Origin of the sequence: Clostridium zeae (genome assembly GCF_017312485.1) — a bacterium.
GTDB classification, from domain to species: domain Bacteria; phylum Bacillota; class Clostridia; order Clostridiales; family Clostridiaceae; genus Clostridium_AR; species Clostridium_AR zeae.
This window is the reverse complement of the sequence record NZ_BMBA01000002.1, coordinates 478,749-504,823: the sequence shown is the minus strand read 5'-3', so window position 1 is coordinate 504,823 and position 26,075 is coordinate 478,749. Positions and strand designations below refer to the sequence as shown.

The following is a 26,075-nucleotide window of genomic DNA, read 5'->3' as shown; positions in this document are numbered from 1 at the left end:
TAGAAAAATGGGTGAAGTCTAAACTTCATCCTTTTTTGCTGTATAGGAGAACATAAAATTTTCAAGCAATAATTAAGATAAAATTAAGATAAATTTAATTTACTTTTTATTAAATCATAGTAAGATGTATATATGAAGATATGTGTTTTTGTAGTTTATTAAAAAAGACAGACAAGGTACACTATCTATGAGGAGGAGTTTATGAACAAACTAATAAGTTCATGGAAGAAGAACAAAGGAATAATTCTTCTAATGCTTTCTATTTTAGTTTTAATTTTATTGTTTATTATATTTAAAAGAGATATACACAACATGATTGAAATACTAAAGAATAATGAGAAGTTTAAAAGATATTTGCTTTCCTTTGGACCATTAGCTCCAATCGTTTATACTCTTCTTCAATTTCTTCAGGTAGTAATATTCTTTATCCCAGGAGAAGTATTTCAAACTGCAGGGGGATATGTGTTTGGAACAATAGAAGCTACATTATTATCAATAGTAGGAATAAACTTAGGATCAATTATACTATTTAATCTTACTAAAAAGTATGGAACTAGATTTGTAGAGAAAGTAGTGCCAGATGTAGCAATAAAGCCCTTTGAAAGACTTATGAACTCTGATAGATTAAATCTTGTGGTTTTTCTAATTTATATAATGCCAGGAATACCAAAAGACAGCTCTATATTTTTATGTGGTCTATCAAGGATTACATTAATAGATTTTTTGATATATTCAACTTTAGGAAGATTACCAATGCTAATTCTTTCAAGTTATTACGGAGCGAATATAGCAATTGGAAATAAACTTGTGATTTATATAGGAACAACTGTGTTTATAATGTTAATTGTAATTGGATTAGTATTTAAAGATAAGTTATTTAAGAGATTAGAAAAAGTAGGTTAGTTTAAGTGTTAATATAAATAAATTTGTGTGATTAGAGTAGTTCAGTGGTATATCTTAAAGTATATCACTGATTTTTTTTGAAAGAAGCTACTTAAAAATTAAGAGCTGTTAAAGTACCACGTTAAAATTGAGTGGTTGACCATCCGATACTTTAACGAGCTGATGAAATTGTATAAAATCGATAAAGTTAAATTGTTATTGAAAAAAGTGAAATAATACTGTAAAATATTATATTTGATGATTGTAAATAAAAAATATTTATAATTTCACATATATGGTAAATTGTACAATGGATGATTTGCAGATAATATTATAAAGGCTCTTAACTTTATAGTAGCTATAGTTTAAGATGAAATTATGATACTGAGAGGGTGATAAAATGGAGGTGTATTTTGACAACAGTGCAACCACCAAACCTACCGAAGAAGTTATTGAAGCAGTGATCAATGGAATGAGGGAGTTCTACGGTAATCCTTCATCATTACATAAAATGGGCATAAAATGCGACAGAGAACTTTTAAGCTGCAGAGAGAGGTTAGCAAGCTTAATTAACTGTACAAAAGAAGAAGTATATTTTACTTCTGGTGGCAGTGAAAGTAATAATATGATAATAAAAGGTATAACTAAGCCTGGAAATCATATTATAATATCAAGTTTTGAACATCCAAGTGTTTTGAGTACTTGTAAGGAACTAGAGGAACACGGAGTAAAGGTTACATATTTAGATGTTAACAGTGTGGGTCAAATTGATATAGAACAATTAGAAGAAAGTATTTGTAAGGATACTGTTTTAGTATCTATAATGCATGTAAATAATGAAATTGGAGCTATACAAAATCTTGAAAGAATAGGTAATCTTATTAAAGAAAGAAGTCAAAGAGCTAAGTTTCATGTTGATGCAGTTCAGAGTTTCGGAAAGTTTAAAATAGATGTGAAAAAATATAAGATTGATATGCTTTCAGTAAGTGCTCATAAGATTCATGGACCAAAAGGAACTGGCTTCTGCTATATAAGAAAAGGATTGTCTTTTGCTCCGCTTATAAGTGGTGGTGGACAAGAAAAAGGCTTCAGATCTGGAACAGAAAATTTACCATCAGCTTTAGGCATGGTAAAGGCTGCTGAAGAAATTTCAAAAAATCTAGAAAGTAATTTTAATAAGGTTACAGAATTAAAGAGATATTTTATAGATAAATTACAAAATATAAAAGATATAAAGATAAATAGTCCTTTAGATGATAAAATTTCACCATATGTTTTAAATGTTTCATTTATAGGAGTAAGAGCAGAAGTTCTTCTTCATCTGCTTGAAGAGAAAGACATATATGTTTCAACAGGATCAGCTTGCTCTTCTAGACATATATCTACTAAAGGAAGCCATGTATTAAATGCAATAGGATTAACTGAAAAAGAGATAACTGGAGCAATAAGGTTTAGCTTCTCAAGCTTTAATACGATTGAAGAAGTTGATTACGTAATAGAAGTTTTAAGAAATTCACTAACTTTTTTAAGGAGAGTAAAGATATGAAAAAATTAATTCTTGTAAAATATGCCCCTGAGATATTTCTTAAGGGTCTAAACAGAGGTAAGTTTGAAAGAAGACTTAAAGAAAATATAAAAAAGAAATTAGTTGGATTAGATTTTGAAATAGTTGAAGACCAAGGTAGATGGTTCATAAAGTGTGAAGATCTTGAAGAAGCTTGTAAAAGATCAAAAAGTGTATTTGGAGTTATGGAAATATGCGTTGTTACTCAAGTTGAAAGAGATATTGATGCTATAAAAGCCTTAGCGCTTGAAAAAGTTAAGGAAAGCGGAGCAGAAACTTTTAAAGTAGAAACAAATAGAGCAGATAAAAGATTTCCATTTAACTCTATGGAAACCTCTAGAGGTGTAGGTGGATACGTACTTAGCAAGCTTGAGACTGTTTCGGTTGATATACATAAACCTCAATGTACTTTAAAGGTTGAAATAAGAGAAAAAAATGCATATGTTTATACTAATAAAGATAAGATAAAGGGTGCTGGTGGACTACCATATGGAATGAATGGAAGTACTATGCTTATGCTTTCTGGAGGAATTGACTCTCCTGTTGCTGGGTATTTAATGGCTAGGAGAGGTGTAGAACTTAGCTGTGTATACTATCATTCACATCCATACACATCAGAGAGGGCAAAGGATAAGGTTAAAGACCTTGCAAAGATATTAGCTCAATATACTGAAAAGGTTAGATTGTATGTAGTTCCTTTTACTGATATACAGATGGCAATTATGGAGAAGTGCAGAGAAGATGAACTTACCATCATAATGAGAAGATTTATGATGAGAGTTGCATGTAAACTTGCAGAAATCAAAGGAGTGCAATCAGTTTCTAGTGGAGAAAGTATAGGTCAAGTTGCATCACAAACTATGGAAGGTTTAATGGTTAGTAACGATGTAGCAGATAGACCAGTATTTAGACCATTAGTTGCAATGGATAAGGAAGATATAATAGAAATAGCAAATAAAATAGGTACTTTTGAAACTTCAATATTACCATACGAAGACTGCTGTACAATATTTGTTCCAAAACATCCTAAGACAAAACCAAGAGTTGATGTTACAAGAAAATCAGAGAGTGTTTTAGCAATTGATGAGCTTGTTGATAAGGCTATAGAAAATATTGAAACTTATACTTTTTAATATAAGTAGGAGATAAGATGTATTATATTTACATCTTATCTCCTTTTTTATAATTTCAACATGGTTCTTAAACGTATGATATTCAGTAGATGTATATATTCAAAGATTTTTGATAACTTTTACATTAATTATAAAAGGACCTTTTTAAAAGATTTATAATGTGTTAAAATAGTTGTGAAACCGTATGCACAACTTTTAAATTTTAATAGAGGTGATAATAAATGGAACGAAAATGGTGGAAAGAAGGAGTTGTTTATCAACTTTACCCAAGGAGCTTTAAGGACTCTAATGGAGATGGAATAGGTGATTTAAGAGGTGTTATAGAAAAATTAGATTATCTTAAAGAACTAGGTATTAATATAATGTGGCTTAATCCTGTATATAAATCCCCTAATGACGATATGGGATATGATATAAGTGATTATAGAGATATAATGGACGAGTTTGGCACAATGGATGACTTTAAAGAATTACTTATAGGCCTTCATGAAAGAGGCATAAAGCTTGTAATGGATCTTGTGGTTAATCACACTTCGGACGAGCATAAATGGTTCTTAGAAAGTAGAAGTTCAGTTGACAATCAATATAGAGATTATTATATTTGGGGCAAAGGAAAGAATGGGGAAGTTCCTAATAACTGGGGGTCATGCTTTAGTGGAAGTGCTTGGCAGTATGATGAAACGACAGAAGAGTATTTTCTTCATCTATTCTCAAAGAAGCAACCTGATTTAAACTGGGAAAATCCAGCGGTTAGAAGAGAAGTTTATGACATGATGAAGTATTGGTTTGAGATGGGCGTGGACGGATTTAGAATGGATGTAATCAACTTTATCTCAAAGGTGCCTGGACTTCCAGATGGACCTAAGGGTGAAGGTGATTTATATGGAAATTTTGCGCCATATTCTATGAATGGGCCAAGAATTCATGAATTTATGCAAGAGATGCATAAAGAAGTTCTAAGTAAATATGATGTTATGACTGTAGGGGAATGTCCAGGAGTTTCACCAGAGCTTGCAAAGGCTTATGTTGGGAAGGATAGAAATGAGCTTAATATGATATTCCAGTTTGAACTTATGGATATAGGAAAAGGTAGAACTAAGTGGGAAGAAAAGCCTTGGACTCTTGGCGAATTTAAAGCAATAATGAGTAAATGGCAGGAAGAATTAAGTGATGATGGATGGAACTCACTATTCTTAAACAACCATGATCAGCCTAGAATGGTATCAAGATTTGGTAATGATAAGGAATATAGAGTGGAATCAGCAAAGATGCTTGCTACTATGCTTCATACAATGCATGGAACTCCTTATATATATCAAGGTGAAGAAATTGGAATGACAAATGTTAAATATACGTCTATTGATGACTATAAGGATTTAGAGATTTTAAATGCTTATAAGGAACTGGTTGAAGGAAGTCTTATGAAAGAGGAAGACTTTATGGCTGGTGTATATAGAATGGGAAGAGATAATGCTAGAACTCCTATACAGTGGAGCAATAGTTTAAATGGTGGATTTTCTAATGGAGCTCCATGGCTTAAAGTAAATCCTAACTATACAGAAATAAATGTTGAAGAGGCTTTAAAAGATAGTAATTCGATTTTTTATTATTACAAAAAATTAATTCAACTAAGAAAAGAAAATGATGTCATAGTATATGGAATTTTCAAAGAATATTATAAAGAAAGTGAAAGTGTATACTGTTATACTAGGCAATTAGAAGATAAAAAGCTTTTAGTAGTGCTTAACTTTTTTGAAGAGGAAGTACAATTCCTAGTTCCAGAAGAATTAAGAGGCTTAACAAGAAATATTCTGATTTCAAATTATGATAATGTACCACAAGATGATCAAATTAAACTTAGACCTTATGAAGCTATTGTATATGAATTACAGGATTAAGTACTATGCTCTTTTTATAAAGTTATCGTAATAATGTTATGCAGTTTTAGACTTTTACGTTAATTGATTAAAATTCAGGAGGGGATATTTTGGAACGCAAGTGGTGGAAAGAAGGCGTAGCATATCAGATTTATGTAAGAAGTTTTAAGGATTCCAATGGAGATGGTGTAGGCGATTTAAGAGGTATAATTGAAAAGTTAGATTATATTAAATCCCTAGGAGTTGATATGATATATCTAAATCCGATTAATAAATCTCCAAATGAAGATAATGGATATGATATAAGCGATTTTGAAGATATAATGGTTGAATTCGGTAATTTAGATGATTTTGAAGAACTACTCAAAGGAATTCATCAAAGAAATATGAGACTTATAATGGATATGGTAATAAATCATAGTTCTGACGAACATCCATGGTTTATAGAAGCAAAAAAGTCAAAAGAGAGCAAATATAGAGATTACTATATTTGGAGCAAAGGAAAAGGAAACAATCTGCCTAATAACTGGGGCTCATTCTTCGGAGGAAGTGCATGGGAGTTAGATGAAAATACAGAGGAGTATTATCTGCACATATTTTCTAAGAAACAGCCTGACTTAAATTGGACAAACAAAGAGCTAAGACAGGATATGAAGACTATGCTTGAGTATTGGGTTGAAAAAGGTGTAGATGGTTTTAGAATGGATGCTATAAACCATTTAGCGAAGGATATGAATTTTCCAGATGGAGAAATTAAAGAAGGAGCACTTTATGGTGACTTCATACCATATGTGCAGAATCTTCCTGAGGTTCATGATTATCTTAAAGAGCTAAAAAGAGATGTATTTACTGAAAGTCATGTAGTTATTGGAGAGACTGGTGGAATAAACTACGAGAATGCTCATGTATATACTGGAGTTGATAATAAGGAGTTAGACTTTACCTTTCATTTCGACTTACATAGTGTAGGCAAAGGTGAAAATCCATGGGAGAGAGTGGATATTGATCTTATAAAAGATGTAAAAGAAAAAATGACAGGATGGGCTACTAGGGATGAAAAAGAAGGTTGGTGTCCAGTGTTTTACTCAAATCATGATACTACAAGAACTGTGTCAAGATTAGGAGATGATAAAAAATATCATAAATTGTCTGCAAAGATGTTAGCGACTTTGCAATTAACTCATAAGGGAACACCATTTATATATTATGGTGATGAAATAGGCATGACTAATGCAGATGATTTTAAGCTAGAGGACTATAGAGATGCATCTATATTTACCCGCTATAATGAGTTTGTTTTATCAGGTATTGTAAGCCATGAAAATTATATTAAAGGATTAAATCTTACTTCAAGAGATAACTCAAGAACTCCAATGCAATGGAATGATAAAGATAATGCAGGTTTTACAAGTGTAATTCCTTGGATTAATGTTAACTCTAATTATAAAAAGATTAATGTTGATCAGCAGGAAAAAGATTATAATTCCATATTGAATTTTTATAAAAAACTTATTGATCTCAGAAATAAAGAATTGACATTAGTATATGGAGATTTTGAAGAAGTTGATAAAGAAAACACTTCAATTTATGCGTATTTAAGGACGTTAGGAGACAAAAAAATTCTAGTTATATGTAATTTTTTTGGCAAAGACGCACAGCTTAAGCTTTCAGAAGATATTCTTCAAAGTAATTTTAAGCTTAAAATTAATAACTATGAAGATAATGAAGATAATTCACAAATAAAAAATGAAAAGATAATAAATCTAAGGCCATACGAAGCAAGAGTTTATATATCTGAGATATAATTGAGAATTGATAAAATTCTTGTCTCTCATTTTAAATAAAATAATATTAGGGAGAAATGCTATGAGAAAAAAAATAAGTAGTTTTACAGTACTCATTTTAATAGTCTCTTTATTTTTTGGGTGTTCAAAGCAAACGGTTGCGCAAAAGGATCAGCAGAATTATGATGGAAGAGCTTTCTATGAAATTTTTGTAAGATCCTTTAACGACAGTAATGGAGATGGCATAGGTGATCTTAAAGGAGTAACAGAAAAATTGGACTATCTTAAGGATTTGGGAGTCAATGGAATATGGCTGATGCCGATAAATGATTCACCTTCTTATCATGGTTATGATGTAACTGACTATTACAAAATAAATCCCCAGTATGGAACAATGGAAGATCTGAAGACTCTTTTGGCAGAAGCCCATAAAAGAGATATAAAGATATTAATGGATATGGTAATTAACCATACATCTACTGAAAATACTTGGTTTAAGGAAGCTAAGGCTGATAAGAATAGTAAGTATAGAGATTATTATATATGGAGTACAGATTCTAATGTAGAAAATGAAATCTCAAAAATGGGAACAAAACCATGGACGAAAAATACTACACTTAATGACTATTACTATTCTATATTCTGGGAAGGTATGCCTGATTTAAATTATGATAACAAAGAAGTAAGGCAGGAGATGAAAAATGTAGCTAAATACTACGAAGACCTAGGAGTAGATGGCTTTAGGTTAGATGCAGCAAAATGGATATATGATGACCAAGATAAAAATCTACAGTGGTGGAAAGAATACAATGAATATTGTAAGAGTATAAATAAAAACTTTGTATTAACCGGAGAAGTTTGGGACAATCTTTTTGCTATGGCACCTTATCAGGAATCTTTAGATAGTATCTTCGACTTTCCTCTTGCTGATTCAATTACAAAAGGTGTTAGTGGTCAAAGCATAGAAGATTTGCCAACTGAAATTAAGGATAACTATGATACTCTAAAAGAAAAAAATAAGAACTTTGTTCCTGCACCTTTTTTAAGTAATCATGATCAGAATAGAGTTATGGATAACCTTGGAGATTCTGAGAAGATGAAAATGGCAGCAGCTATATATCTTACATTGCCAGGAACACCTTATATATATTATGGAGAAGAAGTTGGAATGAGTGGATCAAAACCAGATGAAAATATAAGGGAGCCATTTATTTGGGACAACAAAGATAGTAGTAAAAATACAAAATGGATGGAAAGCACAAATGATATTGATAAGGTAGCTCTTAATGTACAAAAAGCAGATAAGGATTCTATATATAATTTTTATAAAAAGCTTTTAGAATTAAGAAATAATTATAAAGCACTTAGACTAGGGGATGTAGATAAGGTTGAAACAAATGACAGTGGAATATTAAATATGAAGAGAACATATGAAAAAGATAGTATATTTGTAATCGTAAATAGTACTTCTGCTGACTGTAAGATTCCTTTAGAGAAAGGAAAATACGAGGTTTTACTTGATAATAAGGATAATAAAAAAATTAAGAGTGATGGAAATATAAACATCAAAGCAGGAGAAATTCTAATATTGAAGAAATAATAAAAGAAGGTGAACATTAATGTTCACCTTTAATCTTTATTGAAAATAACGAATTTATTTATTATAAAGCCTAAAATTCCTGTAAGCATAGCAGCTAAGAAAGCTGATATGTTGGCCCAAAAATATCTATTATGTAAATGAAAGATATTATGTCTTGTAAGGTTAACTATTATTATAGCGTCTAAGAAAGATAATATTCCTAGCAGACTTACATAACCAAAATAAGAAGAGGATTTAGCCTCACTTTTAAATGTAAACTTCTTGTTTAATAAATAACCACTAGTTGAATATATGCAAAATGAAATTAGCTTAAATAAAAAATTTATTCTGCCTACTGTCAGTCCAGTAACTGCCCATAATATATTTAAAACGATAAGATCAATTATTACATTACTTGCACCAACCATTGAATAAGTTATAAATTGTATTATAGCTCTTAATTTAGAATTTTTGTTCATAATGCACACTCCTAGTATGAGGTTCCCCTACAAAAACTTAATTTATACTTACTCTGAAATCGTGTACTTAAAAATTTGCAGATATGTAGAAATTAATAATTAAGTTGGAACAGTATAGTTTTACCTCTATAAATATAACTGTTTTTTAGGTTTAATTCAACTAATATATATTGTCGAAAATATGATTTTTTTGTTGAAAATGTTTCTGAGGGGTGATATTATAGCACTTGTACAAAAAATATATAAAAATAATTTTATCCATATATTTCTGATAATAAGGTTCAGATGTTTCTACGAGAAATCCGTAAAATTTCTCACTATGGGTAAATCAAATGGTACATGCCGTTATTTGATTTACTCGAATAACGGCATTTTTTCGCTTCGGCGGCTTTTTTAAGGTCACTTCAGCGACTTTTTATTTTGAAGGGAGAAAACTTAATATGAACAATTTATTGGAGAAGCTGTTTAAATTAAAAGAAAATGACACAAATGTCAAAACAGAACTGCTTGGAGGATTAACATCTTTTATTACTGTTGCTTATGCACTTTTGGTTATTCCAAATATCTTAAAAATGAGCGGAATGAACTTAGCAGGTTTAAAAGGTGATGCTGCAGCTAAACTTCTTATTTCAAATGATCCTATTGTAGCATCAGCTTTTGCGTCTACATGCTTAGCAGCTGCAATAGGAACTCTTATAATGGCATTTCGTGCTAACTTGCCATTTATATTAGCGCCAGGGCTTGGACTTGTATCCTTCTTTTCTTTTAATGTTTGCTTAAATTTAGGCTATACTTGGCAGCAAGGACTTGCAGCCGTATTTATATCAGGATTAATATTTATTCTAATTACTGTAACTTCTATAAGAGAGAAGATAGTAATGGCACTTCCTGAAAATATAAAACTTGCAATAACAGCAGGAATAGGACTTTTTATATCATTAATAGGGCTTAAAAGTGGGGGAGTTATAGTAGCTAATCCAGCAACTTTAATGGCTTTTGGTGATTTTACAAATAAAGCTACTATATTAACTATTATAGGAGTTTTAATAATTGCCGTACTTATGGCTAGAAAAGTTAAAGGGGCAATATTAATAGGTATCGTGGCTACAACTTTAATAGGTATACCTATGGGAGTTACAACTATTGATACTAGTACAAAAATTTTCTCAATGCCTACTATTGGAGCTACATTCTTTGCATTGGATTTTAAAGGTTTATTATCACATAATGGATCAGGTGTAGTGGGAGCCTTCTTAAGTATAGCTATGGTAGTTATAACTTTAAGTTTAGTTGATTTATTCGATTCTATTGGTACTTTGGTTGGTACTGCTGGTAGAGCAGGGATGGTTGATAAAGAAGGAAATGTGAAAAATCTTAGAAAAGCTCTTGAAAGTGATGCGATTGCAACAACTATCGGAGGTTTACTTGGAACTACAACAATTGCAACAGTAGTTGAATCAGCATCTGGAATATCTGAAGGTGCTAGAACTGGGCTGGCGAATATTGTTCCAGGGGTACTTTTTATAGTTTCAATGTTTTTTAGTGGAGTAGTTGGAATTATACCATCAAGTGCAACCTCACCAGCGCTTATAATAGTTGGAGTATTAATGCTTAGCTCAGTAAAAGAGATTGATTTTAGTGATTTTACAGAAGCTGTTCCAGTATTTTTTACAATTGCAATGATGCCATTTACATACAGTATAGCAAATGGAATAGCAGTAGGATTAATATTCTACCCATTGATGAAAGTTTTAAACGGAAGACATAAAGAAGTTCACCCAATTTTATATGTATTTGCAGTTTTATTTATAGTAAGATTTGTTTTATTACCAGGTTAAAACATAAATTTCAATTCATATGAAAAGGGCTAAAAACTTTTTATTTTTTAGTAAATTATACTTTAGATAAATATGTGGACAATTATACGCAAAAACCTCACTGAATAAAGTTCAGTGAGGTTTTTGTTCATTAGTTATTTTTAGATTATAATTCTAAAAGCTTTGCAGTAACATATTCCAATGAATTTAGTTCTTCTGAAAGTTTTAATATTTGTTCTTTTTCATCACTTAGTAATTCTAGAAGTATTAATCCAGTAGTAGAGCAGGCATCTGTTGAAGCTTCATGGAGACCTAGCCTTACTTTGATTATACACCCGTATTTAGTTAAGATTTCTTGTACTGTTGGAGCTATCTTAGTACGTGGAGATAGCTTTATAGCCATTATTGTATACATAAAAAATCCTCCTGAGATTTATATTTAACTTAGAAAATAAGAAGATGAAATTTTGATGTTTATATAATTTTATAATACTAATATAATGAAATATATCAAGACTAAATTTTAAGGAGCAAGTATGAAAAAAAAGAAAAACATATTAATAGTATTAACAACAATTTTAGTTCTAATACTGACTTCAGCTATGATTTATTTAAACACTTACTACAAGGCTGATGAAAGTATAGAGGTTATGGCAAGTAAACAGTCTACTATTACGATAACAGATAAAGAGAAATATATAGAATTGCTGCCAAAAGAAAAAAGTGATGTGGGATTTATATTTTATCCAGGTGGAAAAGTTGATGAAAAAGCTTATATAAAATTTATGCAAAAGATTGCAGACAAAGGTTTTAATGTGTATATAGCAAAAATGCCGTTTAAATTAGCTGTTTTTAACAGCAATGCAGCTAACCAGATAATTGAAGACAACAAAGATATAAATGCTTGGGCCATTGGTGGACATTCTTTAGGAGGAGTAATGGCGGAAAGTTTTGCTTACAGTAACCAAGACAGAATTAAAGGATTAGCATTTTACGGATCATATCCATTAAGTGATAAGAGCTTGAAAGAAAGTAATATTAAAGTCATAAGTCTTTGGGGCTCGGAAGACAAAGTGGCTGACCTAGATAAGATCAAGGATTCAAAGGATGAGCTTCCTGATACTACTGTGTTCAAGATGATAGATGGTGGTAATCACGGTGGCTTTGGAAGTTATGGACATCAAAAAGGAGATGGGGAAGCTATTATAGATAGCAATATGCAACAAGCTATAGCAGCCGAAGCTACTGTTAATATGTTGAAAAGTATTAAATAGAACTGGGATATCTATTCCGCTTAAGCAAATAAACTACTTCAATCCTTACATTCCAAATAAAGATTTCGATGCTTCTACGAATCTTTATTTGGATAAATTCTAATATGAAGTAGTTTATATATAATATGTCATCATAAAATGTTATAAAAATAAAAAAAATAAACATGAAAAAAATAAAAATAGTAAAACATATTACAAGAAAGGAATCTTTGAGAATAAAGTATGCAATTTATTATAAGATTATTGAATTAGGCAAATTTGTATTAACTAATAATCATATAATATAAAAATATAAACTAAAAACTTGTATTTATTTATGGAATTAATTACTATGGAATAAAGTAGAATTTTGAAAGGAGAAGTTTAAATGACTTTAAGATTAAATGAAGTACAATATGGTTTTAAACTTATAGAAGAAAGAGAAATAAAAGAAATAAGTTCAAAAGCATATGTATTTGAACACGAAAAAAGCGGTGCTAGGCTAATTAAAATAGATAATGATGATGATAATAAGGTATTTTCTATTGGATTTAGAACACCGCCAGAGGACAGTACAGGTCTTACTCATATATTGGAGCATTCAGTTTTATGCGGTTCAAGAAAATTTAATACAAAAGAACCTTTTGTAGAGCTTTTAAAGGGTTCCTTAAATACATTTTTGAATGCCATGACATATCCAGATAAAACAATATATCCAGTAGCTTCAAGAAATGAAAAAGATTATTTTAATTTGATGGATGTATACATGGACGCGGTTTTATATCCTAATATATACAAGCATCCTGAGATATTTATGCAAGAAGGATGGCACTATAATATTGAAAATCCGAAGGATGAATTAACTTACAACGGAGTAGTTTACAATGAAATGAAAGGTGCATATTCGTCTCCAGAATCATTGCTTTATAGAATGGTTAGTAAAACGGTATTACCAGATACTCCTTATAAAGAAGCATCTGGTGGAGATCCTGATTTCATTCCAGATTTAACTTATGAAAAGTTCGTTAATTTTCATAAGAAATATTATCATCCATCAAACAGCTATATTTTATTATACGGAGATGGACAGATAGAGAAGGAATTAAAATTCTTAGATGAAAACTACTTAAGGGATTTCGATAAAATTGAAGTTAAATCTAATATACCAACTCAAAAACCATTTGAAAGCTTAAAAGAACATTCTTTTGAATATGGAATTTCAGAGGAGGATACTTTAGAAGATAAAACTTATTTGAATCTAAACTTTGTAATAGGAAAAGCTGATGAAGGTGAACTAGCATTAGCTTTTGAGATACTTACACATATGCTTCTAAAAACACCTGCAGCTCCACTTAAAAAAGCGTTGTTAGATAATGGAATAGGCAAAGCAGTATCAGGAGAGTATAGTGGTTCTACAAAACAGCCTATATTGACTATAGTTGCTAAAAACTGCAATGAAAAGGATAAGGATAGATTTAAGGAGATTGTATATTCAACCTTACAAGAACTTGTAGATAAGGGAATAGACAAAGAAACCATAGAAGCATCAATTAATAGAATAGAATTTGAATTAAGAGAAGGAGAGTATGATGGATATCCAAAAGGACTTATTCACTATAGTCGAATTATGGATAGCTGGTTATATGAAGGAGACCCTTTTGTTCATTTAGAATATGATAAGTATTTTGAGAGTATAAAGACTGCTTTGAAAACTAATTATTTTGAAGATTTAATAAAGAAATATATATTAGACAATAAGCATAGTTCATTTATTATCCTTAAGCCTAAAAAAGGTCTCAATGAAGAAAAGCAAAAAGCTTTAAAAGATAAGTTAGAAAACGTAAAGAAAAACTTAAGCGAAACTGAGATAAACACTTTAATTGACAAATGTAAGGTTTTAAAAGAAAGACAAAATACTGCTGACACTGAAGAAGCATTAGCTTCAATTCCAATGCTATCAATTGACGATATAGATAGAAAAGCTGAGGTGTTACCTCTTGAAGAGAGAAGTTTAGAGGGTATTAAAGTACTATATCATAAGCTGTTTACAAATAAAATAGCATATCTAAACTTATATTTTAATTGTAAGGGCTTAAATAGTGAAGATGTGGTTTATGTTAGATTCTTAGCAGATATCTTAGGAAAATTGGATACTAAAAATTATAATTATGGAACTTTATCAAATAAAATTAATATAAATACTGGTGGCATTGCTTACAGCCCAGTAAGTTATTCGCTTAATGGAAAAGAAGGAGAATATAATCCTTATTTACTGATAAATCTTAAAACCTTGCTAAGTAAGTTAGAGAATGGAGTTGATTTATTAGGAGAAATAATACAAAATACAATTTTTGATAAGGAAGATAGACTTCTTCAATTAATTAAAGAGATAAGATCTAGAATAGAAGGTAGACTCATAGATAATGGGCATAGATTGGCTTTAAGAAAGATATTGGCTTACTGCACAGAAAAAGGAAAATATGATGAAATAACCTTAGGGCTTACTTATTATCAGTTTTTATGTGATATTGAGGAGGATTTTGGTAGTAAGAAGAAAGATATTATCTTAAAATTGAAGAAAAGCTCTGCAGCTATATTTAATAAAAATAATGTAGCAATAAGTTATTCCTCAGAGGAAGAAGATTATAAAGCATTAGAAAAGATTGTACCTAAACTTTTGTCATACTTAGAAGTATCAGATACTTCTAATAATAGATTTAACTTTGGAGAGCTTGTAACAAATGAAGGTCTTTTAACTCAAGGTAATGTGCAGTATGTTGCAAAAGGTGGGAATTTCATCAAAAAAGGTTTTAGCTACCACGGTTCTTTAAATGTGTTAGAGACTATATCGGGCTTTGATTATTTATGGAATAACGTGAGAGTTAAAGGCGGGGCTTATGGTGTATTTGCAAACTTTAGGAGAGATGGAGGATCATACATCGTTTCTTATAGAGACCCTAATATAAAAGAAACAATTAAAGTATATGATGAGATGAAAGATTACCTAAGTAACTTTACAAGTAATGAAAGAGAAATGACAAAGTATATCATAGGAACTGTGCGAAAATTAGATTATCCATTGACAACAGCATCAAAAGCAGAGGTTGCAACTGCAAATTATTTCAGTAACATCACATCAGAAGATATACAAAGAGAGAGAGATGAGGTGCTACAAACTGATGATAAAACTATAAGAAGTTTTGCTCCATTAGTAGAAAGTGTAATGAGTGAAGATTTGATTTGCGTTGTTGGTAATGAAAATAAGATAAAAGAAAATAAAGAATTATTTAATACTTTAGAAAAGGTAATAAAATAAGACTGCATATAGCGTCTCCTGTATAACCAATTAATTTCAACAATGTTCTTAAACATAGCTTAAAACAAATATTATGAAACGGAATGGCGTAGTGAAACGCACATTCCGTTTTTTTATTGCTGTATATGAGATTATAGAATTAGGCATAAATTATACTATATGTTGATATTTTACAGTAATAGTAATAGAATAGTTAATGTAGGTTTAAAAGCAATTTTATTTCTATGTTTATAATAGTTATTAAGTATTTTTGAATGATTTATAAACTTAATCACGATTGTAGGAGTTGATTAGATGTTTGGAAAAGGAAAATATATTCAGTACTTAAGATACATATGGCCTAAAGGTGATGAAAGAAGTCGTGATTTTAAAACTATAAGACAATATCATGATATTATGAAGACGGATTCTCGGTTTTATATCGATGATCAGACTTGGAATGATCTAGATATGGACAAGGTTTATAGTGGTATAGATAGAACTATTTCTTCACCTGGTGAAGAAGTGTTTTATCATATGTTAAGGGAACCCATAGATGATGTGAATGTTCTAAAAGATAGAGATAAATTGATTGAGTTTTTTAGAAATAATAATGAAGCAAGAGAGAGTATCCAACTTCAACTTTTCAAACTTGGAAGAAAGAAAAATAATTATATTGTAAAAATGCTAAAAGAAGGTCTTACAGAAGATAAATCAAAAATGTGGCTTTATAACCTGTTAGGTTTAATTATACCGATTGCTATTGCCATTGGTGCTGTCTTTAAGGGATTACCATTTTTAGCTTGGTTATTACCCGTATATTTTATAAACACATTTATTCATTCTAGGGAAAGAAACAGAATGAATGTAGATGGTATCATGTACTTAGGTTCGGTGATTAAAACTGCTAAGAATCTGAGCAAAAGCCAGTATGAGGAATTTGATGGGTATACAACAAGATTAGGTAAACTTTATAAGAAAATAGAATATATTGCGAAAAACTCTATTTCATTTGGAAGAATGGAAGGTAACGATGCTATATTAGATTTTGCATATATATTTTTCTTGATGCAAGAGAGAGTTTACCTAAAAATGGCACATAAGATTAATCAAAACAGAGAAGAGTTAATTGAGATATATAAATTGGTAGGTGAAGTTGATAGTTTAATAGGATTCGCCGCTTATAGGCAGTGCCTTAGCAGTTTTTCGAAACCTACTTTTGTGGATGGAGAAGCTTACCTAAATATAAATAAGGGAATACATCCTCTGGTTGAAAATCCCATTGATAACTCAATAATGTTGTCGAGGAATGGCATCATTCTTACAGGAACAAATATGTCTGGTAAGTCAACTTTTTTAAGAATGGTGGGTATAAATGTTTTATTAGCTCAAACCTTTTATACATGTTTAAGTGAAAGTTATGAAGGAACCTATATGAAGCTTATGTCCTCAATAAGTCCATCAGATGATGTAACTAGTGGGAAGAGTTTTTATTTAGGTGAGGCAGAAGCTATGCTAAGGCTTATAAACAGTGCGAAAGATGGAAAACCTATGTTATGTCTTATAGATGAGATATTCAGAGGGACAAACCCTGTTGAGAGAATAGCTGCATCAGGGGAAATTCTTAAATTTATCATGAACTATAATACTTTAGTTATAGCTGCTACCCATGATCATGAAATTGCAAAACTAGTAGGACAGAGATTCAAGTGCTATTACTTTAGTGAAGAGATTAATGATGATGAGGGGTTAACCTTTGATTATAAGATAAAACAAGGAGTTTCACCAACTAGAAATGCAATAAAGCTTTTAAGATTCTTAGGATATCCTAAAGAAATAATTGAAGGTTCTTTAAACAATATAAAAGATAATTAGTAAAAGCCCTTGAGAAAGGGTTTTTACTTGCTTTAAAGGTAGATTGGCAAAAAATGCAAGCGAAAATCTCATTAATGATTTTCATATAAACATAAATTTATAGAAAGTAGTTCTTAATATAAATATTCAACTCTGTAACTTTTTGGAGGACTTAATGTTGAAAAGGATTAAAGAAGTTTTATTTTCAGCAATTGATACAAGCAATGATGAAGAATTGATTCAGTTAAAGAATAAATTGAATTATAAAAGAAGTTTTTTTGCATTAAGAACAATATCGTTTATTGCTTTAATTATTACTATAGCTTCATTTATTTATGGTAATATATATGGTTTTCAATGGGATCAATACAATATTTCAAACTATAGATTTTATTATCTTGCTTTATTTTGTATCTCAATAGTGCTGCTATTACTGCTAAACTTGATAAAAAAGAAAAAGAAATTTATAGAGAATCATTTTTCTTATATTCAGATTGCTATGATATTAGTGGTAATAATCTGGACGATAGCGTATATGGAAAGCTCATCAGAGCAGAGTATTACAAACTCAATACCATATAACCAAATATTATTTTCCTGTGCAGCTACTTTTTACTTATCTAAAAGGCAGGTTATACTTACATATGGTCTTATACATATATTATTTATTGGAGATTTTATTAGGATACATGGTTATGCTAATAACACTATTTTCTTTATTAATTTAACTTTAACTTTAGTTGTTTCTATAATAATAGCTATTAGAAATTATGATAATATGATAGAAAGACATAAACAAGATATTAGTATAAGGAATAAAAATTTAAGTCTTATGAAAATGAATAATACTTTACATTTTGCAAATAAAAAACTTAAGGAAATGAGTGACAAAGATTTCTTAACAAATATCGCAAACAAGAGAAAACTTGATAGAATGACCTATATGTATTGGAATAGCTTGAAGAAGTTTTCAAGCAGTTTATCTATAATGATTGCAGATATTGACTTCTTTAAACAATATAATGATTTTTATGGACATGTTAAAGGCGATAGTTGTTTGGTGAAAATAGCAACTAGCATAAATGAAGTGGTAGAAAAGAATTTAGGGGTTGTCGGAAGATATGGTGGAGAGGAATTTTTTGTTATACTACCAAACAGAAATTTTGACGATGCAGTTGCCATATGTGAAGAAATAAGAAAAAGAATAGAGGAAGAAAGAATTCCAAATGAAGCTCTTGGAGAAAATAAGTTCGTTACTATAAGTGCAGGGGTAGCAACTGTGGTTCCTACAGATGACTTTAATCTGGATTTTTTCATTAATATATGTGATAATAAACTTTATGAGGCTAAGAAAAAAGGACGAAATAGAATTGAAAGTATTTACCTATGATAAGGATGTGTGATTTTGATGAACCCGTTATTTGTAATAGAGAATGAAAAGTTTTTTAAAGAAGACTTCTTGGATGATATTAATGAATATGATGACATAATACCTATAATTCAAGAAAGAGCTAGAAGCATAAAGCTTGATAAGATTGAATGTGTAGATTTAAATGATTGCTGTAATAAGACTAAAAGTAACCTTTATGGTGATATAGTTGGATATACAGATGAAGATGAAAATTTTATATTTCAGGAAGAAATTGAGGAATACAAAAAACAATATGGTGAAAGATTTCTTAACTTATATGTTATAAGGATATATAAATGTTTAAACTGCAAGAAATGGCTTATCGACATAATGGAATAATATTATAAATGCGCATAAGAACTAAATGATATTAAGTGTAATATCATCTCATGTCATAAAAACCTTAAGAGAAATTTTCTTTTAAGGTTTTTGTTTTTGTACAAATTTATAATCCTATATATGGTTCAATTGTGAAAAATTAAGTTATGTACTCTCCCAAATTAGGGGCACATTACTTTTAGGCATGCATTACTTATTAATTGAAGTTGAAACAATATAAAAAGAAGTTATGAATGTCATAACTTCTAAAGATAAAGTTTTTGGCTGGCAAAGATTTTGTCTTTTTAATTAGACATTCTTTATTAAGATATTAAGCTATGAATATTAAGAGAATGTTATTTGCATATTAATTCTGTGTAAATCTTTTTAAAGGGCAATATCTAAACAATATATGAATCAGTATCGATTAATTTGTCAATAAATTAAATGAGGTGATTGATTATGCAAATAATAACAAACTTTAAATTTATGTTCAGTTTCTTTGTTTTATGTGTTGTTATAAATAAGATGTTAAACATAGTTACATTTTTTATTTCTAAGAAAAATGTGTCTATAAGACAGCCCTATAGGCTATTTTCTAGAAGTGATCTGAAAATATCACAGACCGAGGACATTGTTGAACATTTGTTTAGCATGCTAGAAGAATGGGGATATAAAAATCCAACTATATCCGAAAGCTTGGAGGAAATTATCTGTTATAAGAATAATATAGCTACCGTTATGTATTATTTACAAGATAAAGACGGTGTTATTGGGTCAGAGTCTTTGTATTCAATCGTAGGAAAAGTAAGAGCTAAAAAGATAAATCATTGTATTATAGTGACTACTAGCCAGTTTGATTCCAAGTGTATTAATGAAATTAAAAGTATAAAGAAATCTGGAATGGATTTGAAGATTATAGATGGTACTGAGCTTACCAAGCTAATACGGGAAAATATAGAAAAACAAATACTAGCTGAAGGAGTATTTTGAGATGTTTACAATAACAGGTATAGTAGTTATACTTTGCGTGTATCAATTGTTTAATATAGGCAGGAATATTTTAAAGATTAGTGCTAAGATTAGAACGGATTTTAAAGTTACTACTTTGAAAGATGAACTTAACAAGTTAACAAAAGAGGAATATATCGAATGGTGCATAGAATATTTAAAAAGTAAGAAATACAATTACGTTAGTAAACTAGATGATAGTACTATTGTTTGTAATATCAATGGTGAAAAAATCTATGTTAGTTGTGTAAAAGCTGAAGAATTAAATAGAAAAAACATATATAAACTTTTTGGGTTAAAAGGAATTAATAGAGTAAACAAATTAGCAACCTTAAGCAACGCTTCTGAGCAGGATATAGGTGAGGAAACACTAAGAGATTTTCATAAATTAGGTATTGAGACCATAGGAATTGGAGAGTTTGATATTAGTTATGAAGAATATGTGAGGAGTAATAGATTTTTTGCTTAATACTTTTTTAATATAAGCTATGCATGTTAAAAGATAGTTATTTTTTCTTTTAGCATGTGTAACTTGAAATTTGTAATTACTTCATCATTAAATAAAATCTATTATCAAATTAGGTGAAATTTCCTTAATATCCGCAAAAAAAATGTAAACAAACAGATAATAATAAAAAAAAGCTGAAATTATGAAGAAAAATGTAGTATAATTAAAGTTAGAATAATAAGTGGGGGTAAGGAGAGATAAGATGAAGAAGAAAATTTTATCTTTAATACTTTGTTTTTTTATAACGTCTGGCTTTAATTCAGTACAAGCTATAGCAGCTTCTACTGATTCATTACAAAACCAGATTGATTCAAATAAAGACAAAATTAATGATTTACAAGATCAAAAAGACCAAGTGCAAAATGCTAAAAGTCAGCAAAATGATCAATTAAAAGCTATTCAAGATCAGTTAGATAAGAAAATTAGTGATCTAAAAGCATCACAGGCAAAAGTAGACACTTATCAAGGTAAAATAGATACTCTTCAAGGTAAGATCAACTCAATTCAATCTAATATCAACAAAGTTTCAAACGATATTGACACTGTGCAAAAAGGCATAGAAGAAAAGAAGCAGGAAGAAGTTGAAAAGAAAGAGTTGTTAGGAAAGAGACTACGCAATGCTTATAAAACAAGCATGGGAGAACAGCTGTTAGGAGTAGTTTTAGGAAGTAATGATCTGAATGATTTCATTGAAAAACTTACAACAATAACAACTATTATTCAGAAGGATAATGAGTTAATTGAAGAAGTGAAAAACATCCAAAAGGATTTATCTCAAAAAGAAAAAGATTTGTCTACTAAAAAGGCCGATATGGATGCGCAAAAGAATCAAGTTTTAGTAGAACAAAATGAATTAAAAGATACTCAACAAGCACTATTGCAAGAAAGAAATGCTAATAAGAAGCAATATGATGACTTGTCATCTTTAAAAAATCAAAAAAATAGTGTTATTAATTCTTTAAGTGATTCTGAAAAGCAGATTGCTGAGAAGATTGGCGAATTAGAGGAAGATAATAAAGATGCTCAGGCTGAAATAGATAGAAAAATTGCTGAAATTAACAATAAAGGTGGTAATGATACTAGTAATAGTGACGCTTCAAAAGGGCAAAGCTTTATATGGCCAGCAAGTGGTCCTATTACCGATCCATTTGGTTGGAGAATTCACCCTATTAAACATACAGAAAGCTTTCACACTGGCATGGATATTGGTGCGTCCTTAGGCTCTGCTGTAAGAGCTTCAAAGAGTGGAACTGTAGCAGTAGTTGAAACAAATAATCTTGTATACGGTCATATGATTATAATTGATCATGGGAACGGGGTACAGACAATGTATGGACATATGAGATCAGTGAATGTTTCAGTAGGACAAAAAGTTAGTCAAGGCCAAGTTATTGCTTCAGTAGGAAGTGAAGGTATTTATAGTACTGGACCTCACTTACATTTTGAAATAAGAGTTAATGGACAAGCTGTAAATCCTGCTGGTTATCTTGGAGCTAAATAGTTGGAGACTAAATGCTATTTCATTGACTTATTTTAAAAGGTTATATAAACTTTAATATGTGGGTAGAATTACAAGTTGGTTTGTTTGGAGATTCACGCATATAAGTGTTATAACAAAATATTTGTTAAATAAGTTGAGGTGCATAGAGATATGATTCAAATAGCAAAGAAGTCTTTTCTTAAAGATACTCCAGACTATGAAGATTACAGCGAAAACATAGTGACGCTTACGGCTGATGAAGCAAAAGGATTAGGTATAAGCTTAGGTTGTTGCAAAAATAATGGTGGTTGTGACAGTTGTGGGGGATGCTCATCAAAAGGATGTTGCAACAAATAATAATAGTTCATATATAATCAAAGGGAAGTCAGTTGACTTCCCTTTGTATATTTCATCATAGTAATTAGTAGCTCTGTTTAACATGAAATTTATTAAGACAATTATAATATAGATGTCTTTTAGGTGAGTAATGAATATTTGTGGAATCAATGTTATGTGGATTAGTTCTATTAACTTAAGTTTGAAGCTATAGAACTATTTTTTTTCTTCATAAGGGTAATTAATACCATAATTGTAATAATACTTATTAAGGTATCTGCTAGTCCACCTTCTGGGCCAAATAATCCTCCGTTAATTAAGTTGTTTGCCTTATAATTAATGAAAGCTAAAGTGTTCCCAGACGCATGAGTTCCGCTGACCAAGAAGCCATATATATTGCCTTCTGCAAAATTCCAGGCGCTATGCAATGCACAAGAAGCCCACAGGCTTTCTGTATATAAGGCTAAAAGTGCAGCTATCACTCCAAATAAAATTAAGTTTATGAAAGCTAGCAATGAGATACCAGGATTAAAAATATGAAGTGCTGCAAAAATTAAGGATGACACTATTACGCCAACTGGCACATTATATTTAGCAATGATAGCTTGTAGTGCAAAACCTCTAATTAATATCTCTTCTGATGCTCCCTGAATAATCCAGGAAAGTATGACTACTAAAAAACTTAGGAAGTTATAAAAAGCAAAATTACCTTTAGAAATTTCAGCATTGTTTGTGATACAGAGAAATACAGCCTCTATGGACATCAATAATAAACCTAACAGGAACCCGAATATATAATTTGAGCCGAATCCACTTCGATGAAAGCCAAGTGATATAGGATTTCTCTTTTCATATAAGTATATCCAAAGAAAGCATATTAAAATTGAAAGTGAAGTTGTGAGAATCATAACGTAATTGCTTCCTATAATATTTTCTTGTCTAAATGGTGTTTTAGTGTAGAAAAACAATAAACCTAGTATAATTCCACCCAATATTTGAGCAAGGAAGACAAAAATAAACGAAAGTATTACTACAAGAATTAACGGGGTAGATCTGATTCCTGATTTTGAATCATTAATCAATCTATTATCATTAAAATAACTAGACATAAAAACCTCCTTAAATTTATAGTAAAATTATACTATTATCTGGAGGTATATAGAACAAAAGGCCAAGTTATTATTAATATTACAGGCGACATATTCTTATTTTTTATTCTTTAAATCAAATTGTATTTTAAGTAGTTACTCATATTTATCCACAGATATATTTGCGTTGTAAATTCCTTAAGAATAAATAAAAATATGCGAATATACAAAGTAAGAATTGTATATCCGCATATAAATTTTAAGTGGTTTAATCTTCTTTAATAATTTCTAAATCAATCTCGTCTAAATCTGATGGAACAATAAGGTTATCACTAAAGAAGTACCTTCCTTCAGCACAATAGTATTCTGGTTTGCTTATGTAATTTTTATCTTCAGTATGAATTAAGATTAAGTTTTTTATATTAAGCTTTCTGCCATTCTCACATGCTTCTTTAACTGTAGTGTGGTGCTTTTCGTAAGGCTTAAATAAATCCCTCTCTTCAAATAAACAAAATGCTTCATGCATCATAAAATCAGAATTTATGCAGTGTTTTTCAAGTTCATCTTTATAAGGCTCATCACCAATAAACGTAAATGTGATGCCATCTGTATCTTCAAGTTTAAAGCCGTATTGAAGACGTTTTTTACTATTTATATCAAAGAAAGTGAAATCACAATCTATTATGTACCTCTTTTCATTGTCGTTTACAGGAATAAAAAATATTCGGTCATCAAAAAATCTTGTAAATTTTTCCTCTAGCATAAGAGTGCATATTTGTTTTGCAACTTCTAATACATCAGAATGTCCAAAAAAGTTAAGAGTTCCAAAGTATTTCTCGTTTATCATTGATTGAGCAATAGCTCTTACAATCCAAGTAATACCTGCTATGTGATCATTGTGAGTATGAGATATAAAAATATTATGTATTCTTGTAATAGGGATATTTAGCTTTTCTAAATTAGTCAGTAAGGTGTTTCCTCCACCAGTATCTACTAGAAAGTGTTCACCTGCCATATTAGAAATTGTAAAACACGTATTGTAGCACTTGGTTACCATAGCACTTCCAGTGCCTAAAATGTGCAATTTCGTCATATTGACCTCCAATCATAATTAGGTAAGTTATAGTCTATTATACATTAAGATATGAATTTTTACAAAAATTATTATTAATTTTCACATCATTAAGGTATAATATATATGGTCAAATAAGATATATTACTTTTATATTATATACAAAAATATATTTGTTAAATAAATTCTGTATATAAAAGTGCATAATAACATAGTAAATATTAGATAATTATCCTAAATAAACAGTTAATTTAAAATGGTGTATTTTATGAGTAGGCTTTTTGCTGTATAAGGAAGTATAAAATTTGAAGAATGGCTAGATCTAGTGCTTTTGATTGATTTGAATAACTTTTTTATAGCAAGTAAACAGTCAAACTATTGGTGCTTTAAATAAAAAGCATAATTAGTTATGTAATAATAAAATAATAAAAGTAACTAGGAGGGAATAACTTTGGGAAAACCTAGTATATTCAGTAAAGAATATGAAAGAAGAATGAAAAAAAGAAAGAGGCTTGTATCTACATTTATCTTGGTTGTACTTGTTATAGGAGCAATTGCATTTACAGCTACTAAAATCAATTTTAAGAATGATATTAAAGATAAGGTCTCATCTATACTTACAAAAAAAAGTAATCAAGATAAGCCATCAATTAGCAATGATAAGGCGAATAATGATAAAGAAGCAGCTACTAAGCCAAAGGATGATTCTAATAAAGATGGCAACAAACAATCAGATTCAAATGCTTCAAAAGATACTTCTAAAAACGGTAATGAAGAGAAGAAGCAAGAAGAGGATAAGTATATAGAAGTTACTTTAGGAAGTGGAACAGTATCAAAAATATTTTATGACGATGTATCAGGGACTAAGAAATATAAATATCTAGACCCTATCGATAGTGGAGTAACTTTTGATATAAGTCCTTCTCAAAATTCTATGCTTATAAATGAGGTAAACACTCAACAAATGAAGGTTATTGGCAGTGATGGACAACAAAAGGAAATTACTAAAGCTTCTTATGTTACTAAGGATGGTAGAACTTTTAGTAGAGAAGCTATAATGAAACAGTATCCTGGATATCTATGGTCAGTTAACTCGAAGTTTATAGATGATAAACATGTAGCATATGTAAGTCAATTGCCATGGTTTGGAGTGCCAGATCTTTACTCTTATATTTGGATTGTGGATATAAACTCTGGAGAACATAAAGCTCTAATGAACATAAAAGCTAAAAATTTAACAATATCAAATTTGGAAGCAGATGGACTTCATATTAAAGCTGATGATACAGAAAAGGTTATTACTGTACAACAGCTAATAGGCGGTTAAAATAATG

Annotated in this window: 21 protein-coding genes and 1 riboswitch; of the genes, 17 read left to right on the top strand and 4 right to left on the bottom strand. The window is 30.0% G+C overall.

From position 1 onward, the window contains the following. Positions 1-201 precede the first annotated feature (201 nt). The 6 genes from J3477_RS11715 to J3477_RS11690 all read left to right on the top strand — a co-directional run bounded on the left by J3477_RS11715 (position 202) and on the right by J3477_RS11690 (position 8,840). A complete protein-coding gene (locus J3477_RS11715) occupies positions 202-903 on the top strand; it encodes a TVP38/TMEM64 family protein (protein ID WP_206870133.1) in 702 nt (233 codons plus the stop codon). 379 nt (positions 904-1,282) lie between these two features. After that, positions 1,283-2,428: a cysteine desulfurase family protein gene (locus J3477_RS11710; protein ID WP_206870132.1), complete on the top strand. Its 1,146-nt coding sequence runs from the start codon at positions 1,283-1,285 to the stop codon at positions 2,426-2,428. Beyond that, on the top strand, positions 2,425-3,579 hold the full coding sequence (gene thiI, locus J3477_RS11705; protein WP_206870131.1) for a tRNA uracil 4-sulfurtransferase ThiI: 1,155 nt from the start codon (positions 2,425-2,427) through the stop codon (positions 3,577-3,579). Before J3477_RS11710 ends, thiI begins: the two co-directional genes overlap by 4 nt. Positions 3,580-3,800: 221 nt before the next feature. Beyond that, on the top strand, positions 3,801-5,477 hold the full coding sequence (locus J3477_RS11700; RefSeq protein WP_206870130.1) for a glycoside hydrolase family 13 protein: 1,677 nt from the start codon (positions 3,801-3,803) through the stop codon (positions 5,475-5,477). 89 nt (positions 5,478-5,566) lie between these two features. Continuing rightward, a complete protein-coding gene (locus J3477_RS11695; RefSeq protein WP_206870129.1) occupies positions 5,567-7,261 on the top strand; it encodes a glycoside hydrolase family 13 protein in 1,695 nt (564 codons plus the stop codon). Between the two features lie 61 nt (positions 7,262-7,322). Continuing rightward, positions 7,323-8,840 (top strand): alpha-amylase family glycosyl hydrolase, encoded by a 1,518-nt coding sequence (locus J3477_RS11690; protein ID WP_206870128.1) that lies wholly within the window; start codon positions 7,323-7,325, stop codon positions 8,838-8,840. Positions 8,841-8,869: 29 nt separating this feature from the next. On the opposite strand, the gene J3477_RS11685 is transcribed toward J3477_RS11690, so the two are convergent. Then, the gene (locus tag J3477_RS11685; protein ID WP_206870127.1) at positions 8,870-9,298 is read right to left on the bottom strand and encodes a GtrA family protein; all 429 of its coding nucleotides are present in this window, start codon (positions 9,296-9,298) and stop codon (positions 8,870-8,872) included. A 238-nt stretch (positions 9,299-9,536) separates the two neighbouring features. Next, positions 9,537-9,638, top strand: a riboswitch (purine riboswitch). 100 nt (positions 9,639-9,738) lie between these two features. Here J3477_RS11685 and J3477_RS11680 point away from each other — a divergent pair. Further along, positions 9,739-11,136 carry an NCS2 family permease gene (locus tag J3477_RS11680; RefSeq protein WP_206870126.1) on the top strand — a complete coding sequence of 466 codons (1,398 nt, stop codon included), beginning with the start codon at positions 9,739-9,741 and terminating at the stop codon, positions 11,134-11,136. 145 nt (positions 11,137-11,281) lie between these two features. Here the strand turns inward: J3477_RS11680 and J3477_RS11675 are convergent, their stop codons facing one another. Continuing rightward, the gene (locus J3477_RS11675) at positions 11,282-11,530 is read right to left on the bottom strand and encodes a CPF_0552 family protein (protein WP_206870125.1); all 249 of its coding nucleotides are present in this window, start codon (positions 11,528-11,530) and stop codon (positions 11,282-11,284) included. A 121-nt stretch (positions 11,531-11,651) separates the two neighbouring features. Here J3477_RS11675 and J3477_RS11670 point away from each other — a divergent pair, with 121 nt between their 5' ends. The 9 genes from J3477_RS11670 to J3477_RS11630 all read left to right on the top strand — a co-directional run bounded on the left by J3477_RS11670 (position 11,652) and on the right by J3477_RS11630 (position 22,602). Next, positions 11,652-12,389, top strand: coding sequence for an alpha/beta family hydrolase (locus J3477_RS11670; RefSeq protein ID WP_206870124.1), 738 nt, complete (start codon positions 11,652-11,654; stop codon positions 12,387-12,389). A 367-nt stretch (positions 12,390-12,756) separates the two neighbouring features. After that, entirely contained in the window at positions 12,757-15,684 is a 2,928-nt protein-coding gene (locus J3477_RS11665; RefSeq protein ID WP_206870123.1) for an insulinase family protein, read from the top strand. A 294-nt stretch (positions 15,685-15,978) separates the two neighbouring features. After that, entirely contained in the window at positions 15,979-17,538 is a 1,560-nt protein-coding gene (locus J3477_RS11660) for a MutS-related protein (protein ID WP_206870122.1), read from the top strand. Between the two features lie 154 nt (positions 17,539-17,692). Then, positions 17,693-18,907, top strand: coding sequence for a GGDEF domain-containing protein (locus J3477_RS11655; RefSeq protein ID WP_206870121.1), 1,215 nt, complete (start codon positions 17,693-17,695; stop codon positions 18,905-18,907). Positions 18,908-18,925: 18 nt separating this feature from the next. Further along, positions 18,926-19,267 (top strand): hypothetical protein, encoded by a 342-nt coding sequence (locus J3477_RS11650; RefSeq protein WP_206870120.1) that lies wholly within the window; start codon positions 18,926-18,928, stop codon positions 19,265-19,267. Positions 19,268-19,708: 441 nt separating this feature from the next. After that, positions 19,709-20,239 carry a restriction endonuclease gene (locus tag J3477_RS11645; protein WP_206870119.1) on the top strand — a complete coding sequence of 177 codons (531 nt, stop codon included), beginning with the start codon at positions 19,709-19,711 and terminating at the stop codon, positions 20,237-20,239. Between the two features lies 1 nt (position 20,240). Next, positions 20,241-20,726, top strand: a complete 486-nt coding sequence (locus tag J3477_RS11640; protein ID WP_206870118.1) for a hypothetical protein — start codon at positions 20,241-20,243, stop codon at positions 20,724-20,726. Positions 20,727-20,967: 241 nt separating this feature from the next. After that, positions 20,968-22,266: a murein hydrolase activator EnvC family protein gene (locus J3477_RS11635; protein WP_206870117.1), complete on the top strand. Its 1,299-nt coding sequence runs from the start codon at positions 20,968-20,970 to the stop codon at positions 22,264-22,266. A gap of 150 nt (positions 22,267-22,416) precedes the next feature. Continuing rightward, positions 22,417-22,602, top strand: a complete 186-nt coding sequence (locus J3477_RS11630) for a hypothetical protein (protein ID WP_206870116.1) — start codon at positions 22,417-22,419, stop codon at positions 22,600-22,602. 170 nt (positions 22,603-22,772) lie between these two features. Here the strand turns inward: J3477_RS11630 and J3477_RS11625 are convergent, their stop codons facing one another. Next, positions 22,773-23,690 carry a CPBP family intramembrane glutamic endopeptidase gene (locus J3477_RS11625; RefSeq protein ID WP_206870115.1) on the bottom strand — a complete coding sequence of 306 codons (918 nt, stop codon included), beginning with the start codon at positions 23,688-23,690 and terminating at the stop codon, positions 22,773-22,775. A gap of 247 nt (positions 23,691-23,937) precedes the next feature. Further along, a complete protein-coding gene (locus tag J3477_RS11620; protein WP_206870114.1) occupies positions 23,938-24,762 on the bottom strand; it encodes an MBL fold metallo-hydrolase in 825 nt (274 codons plus the stop codon). A gap of 430 nt (positions 24,763-25,192) precedes the next feature. Between J3477_RS11620 and J3477_RS11615 the strand changes: the two genes are divergently transcribed. Beyond that, positions 25,193-26,068: a hypothetical protein gene (locus J3477_RS11615; protein WP_206870113.1), complete on the top strand. Its 876-nt coding sequence runs from the start codon at positions 25,193-25,195 to the stop codon at positions 26,066-26,068. Positions 26,069-26,075 lie beyond the last annotated feature (7 nt).

What these genes read in the sequence shown, in the direction of transcription:
- J3477_RS11715 (WP_206870133.1), top strand. Translation starts at nt 202, where the DNA reads ATGAACAAACTAATAAGTTCATGGAAGAAGAACAAAGGAATAATTCTT.
- J3477_RS11625 (WP_206870115.1), bottom strand. Translation starts at nt 23,690, where the DNA reads ATGTCTAGTTATTTTAATGATAATAGATTGATTAATGATTCAAAATCA.
- J3477_RS11710 (WP_206870132.1), top strand. Translation starts at nt 1,283, where the DNA reads ATGGAGGTGTATTTTGACAACAGTGCAACCACCAAACCTACCGAAGAA.
- J3477_RS11700 (WP_206870130.1), top strand. Translation starts at nt 3,801, where the DNA reads ATGGAACGAAAATGGTGGAAAGAAGGAGTTGTTTATCAACTTTACCCA.
- J3477_RS11650 (WP_206870120.1), top strand. Translation starts at nt 18,926, where the DNA reads ATGAACCCGTTATTTGTAATAGAGAATGAAAAGTTTTTTAAAGAAGAC.
- J3477_RS11665 (WP_206870123.1), top strand. Translation starts at nt 12,757, where the DNA reads ATGACTTTAAGATTAAATGAAGTACAATATGGTTTTAAACTTATAGAA.
- J3477_RS11635 (WP_206870117.1), top strand. Translation starts at nt 20,968, where the DNA reads ATGAAGAAGAAAATTTTATCTTTAATACTTTGTTTTTTTATAACGTCT.
- J3477_RS11690 (WP_206870128.1), top strand. Translation starts at nt 7,323, where the DNA reads ATGAGAAAAAAAATAAGTAGTTTTACAGTACTCATTTTAATAGTCTCT.
- J3477_RS11675 (WP_206870125.1), bottom strand. Translation starts at nt 11,530, where the DNA reads ATGTATACAATAATGGCTATAAAGCTATCTCCACGTACTAAGATAGCT.
- J3477_RS11680 (WP_206870126.1), top strand. Translation starts at nt 9,739, where the DNA reads ATGAACAATTTATTGGAGAAGCTGTTTAAATTAAAAGAAAATGACACA.
- J3477_RS11670 (WP_206870124.1), top strand. Translation starts at nt 11,652, where the DNA reads ATGAAAAAAAAGAAAAACATATTAATAGTATTAACAACAATTTTAGTT.
- J3477_RS11645 (WP_206870119.1), top strand. Translation starts at nt 19,709, where the DNA reads ATGCAAATAATAACAAACTTTAAATTTATGTTCAGTTTCTTTGTTTTA.
- J3477_RS11685 (WP_206870127.1), bottom strand. Translation starts at nt 9,298, where the DNA reads ATGAACAAAAATTCTAAATTAAGAGCTATAATACAATTTATAACTTAT.
- J3477_RS11660 (WP_206870122.1), top strand. Translation starts at nt 15,979, where the DNA reads ATGTTTGGAAAAGGAAAATATATTCAGTACTTAAGATACATATGGCCT.
- J3477_RS11630 (WP_206870116.1), top strand. Translation starts at nt 22,417, where the DNA reads ATGATTCAAATAGCAAAGAAGTCTTTTCTTAAAGATACTCCAGACTAT.
- J3477_RS11620 (WP_206870114.1), bottom strand. Translation starts at nt 24,762, where the DNA reads ATGACGAAATTGCACATTTTAGGCACTGGAAGTGCTATGGTAACCAAG.
- thiI (WP_206870131.1), top strand. Translation starts at nt 2,425, where the DNA reads ATGAAAAAATTAATTCTTGTAAAATATGCCCCTGAGATATTTCTTAAG.
- J3477_RS11640 (WP_206870118.1), top strand. Translation starts at nt 20,241, where the DNA reads ATGTTTACAATAACAGGTATAGTAGTTATACTTTGCGTGTATCAATTG.
- J3477_RS11655 (WP_206870121.1), top strand. Translation starts at nt 17,693, where the DNA reads ATGTTGAAAAGGATTAAAGAAGTTTTATTTTCAGCAATTGATACAAGC.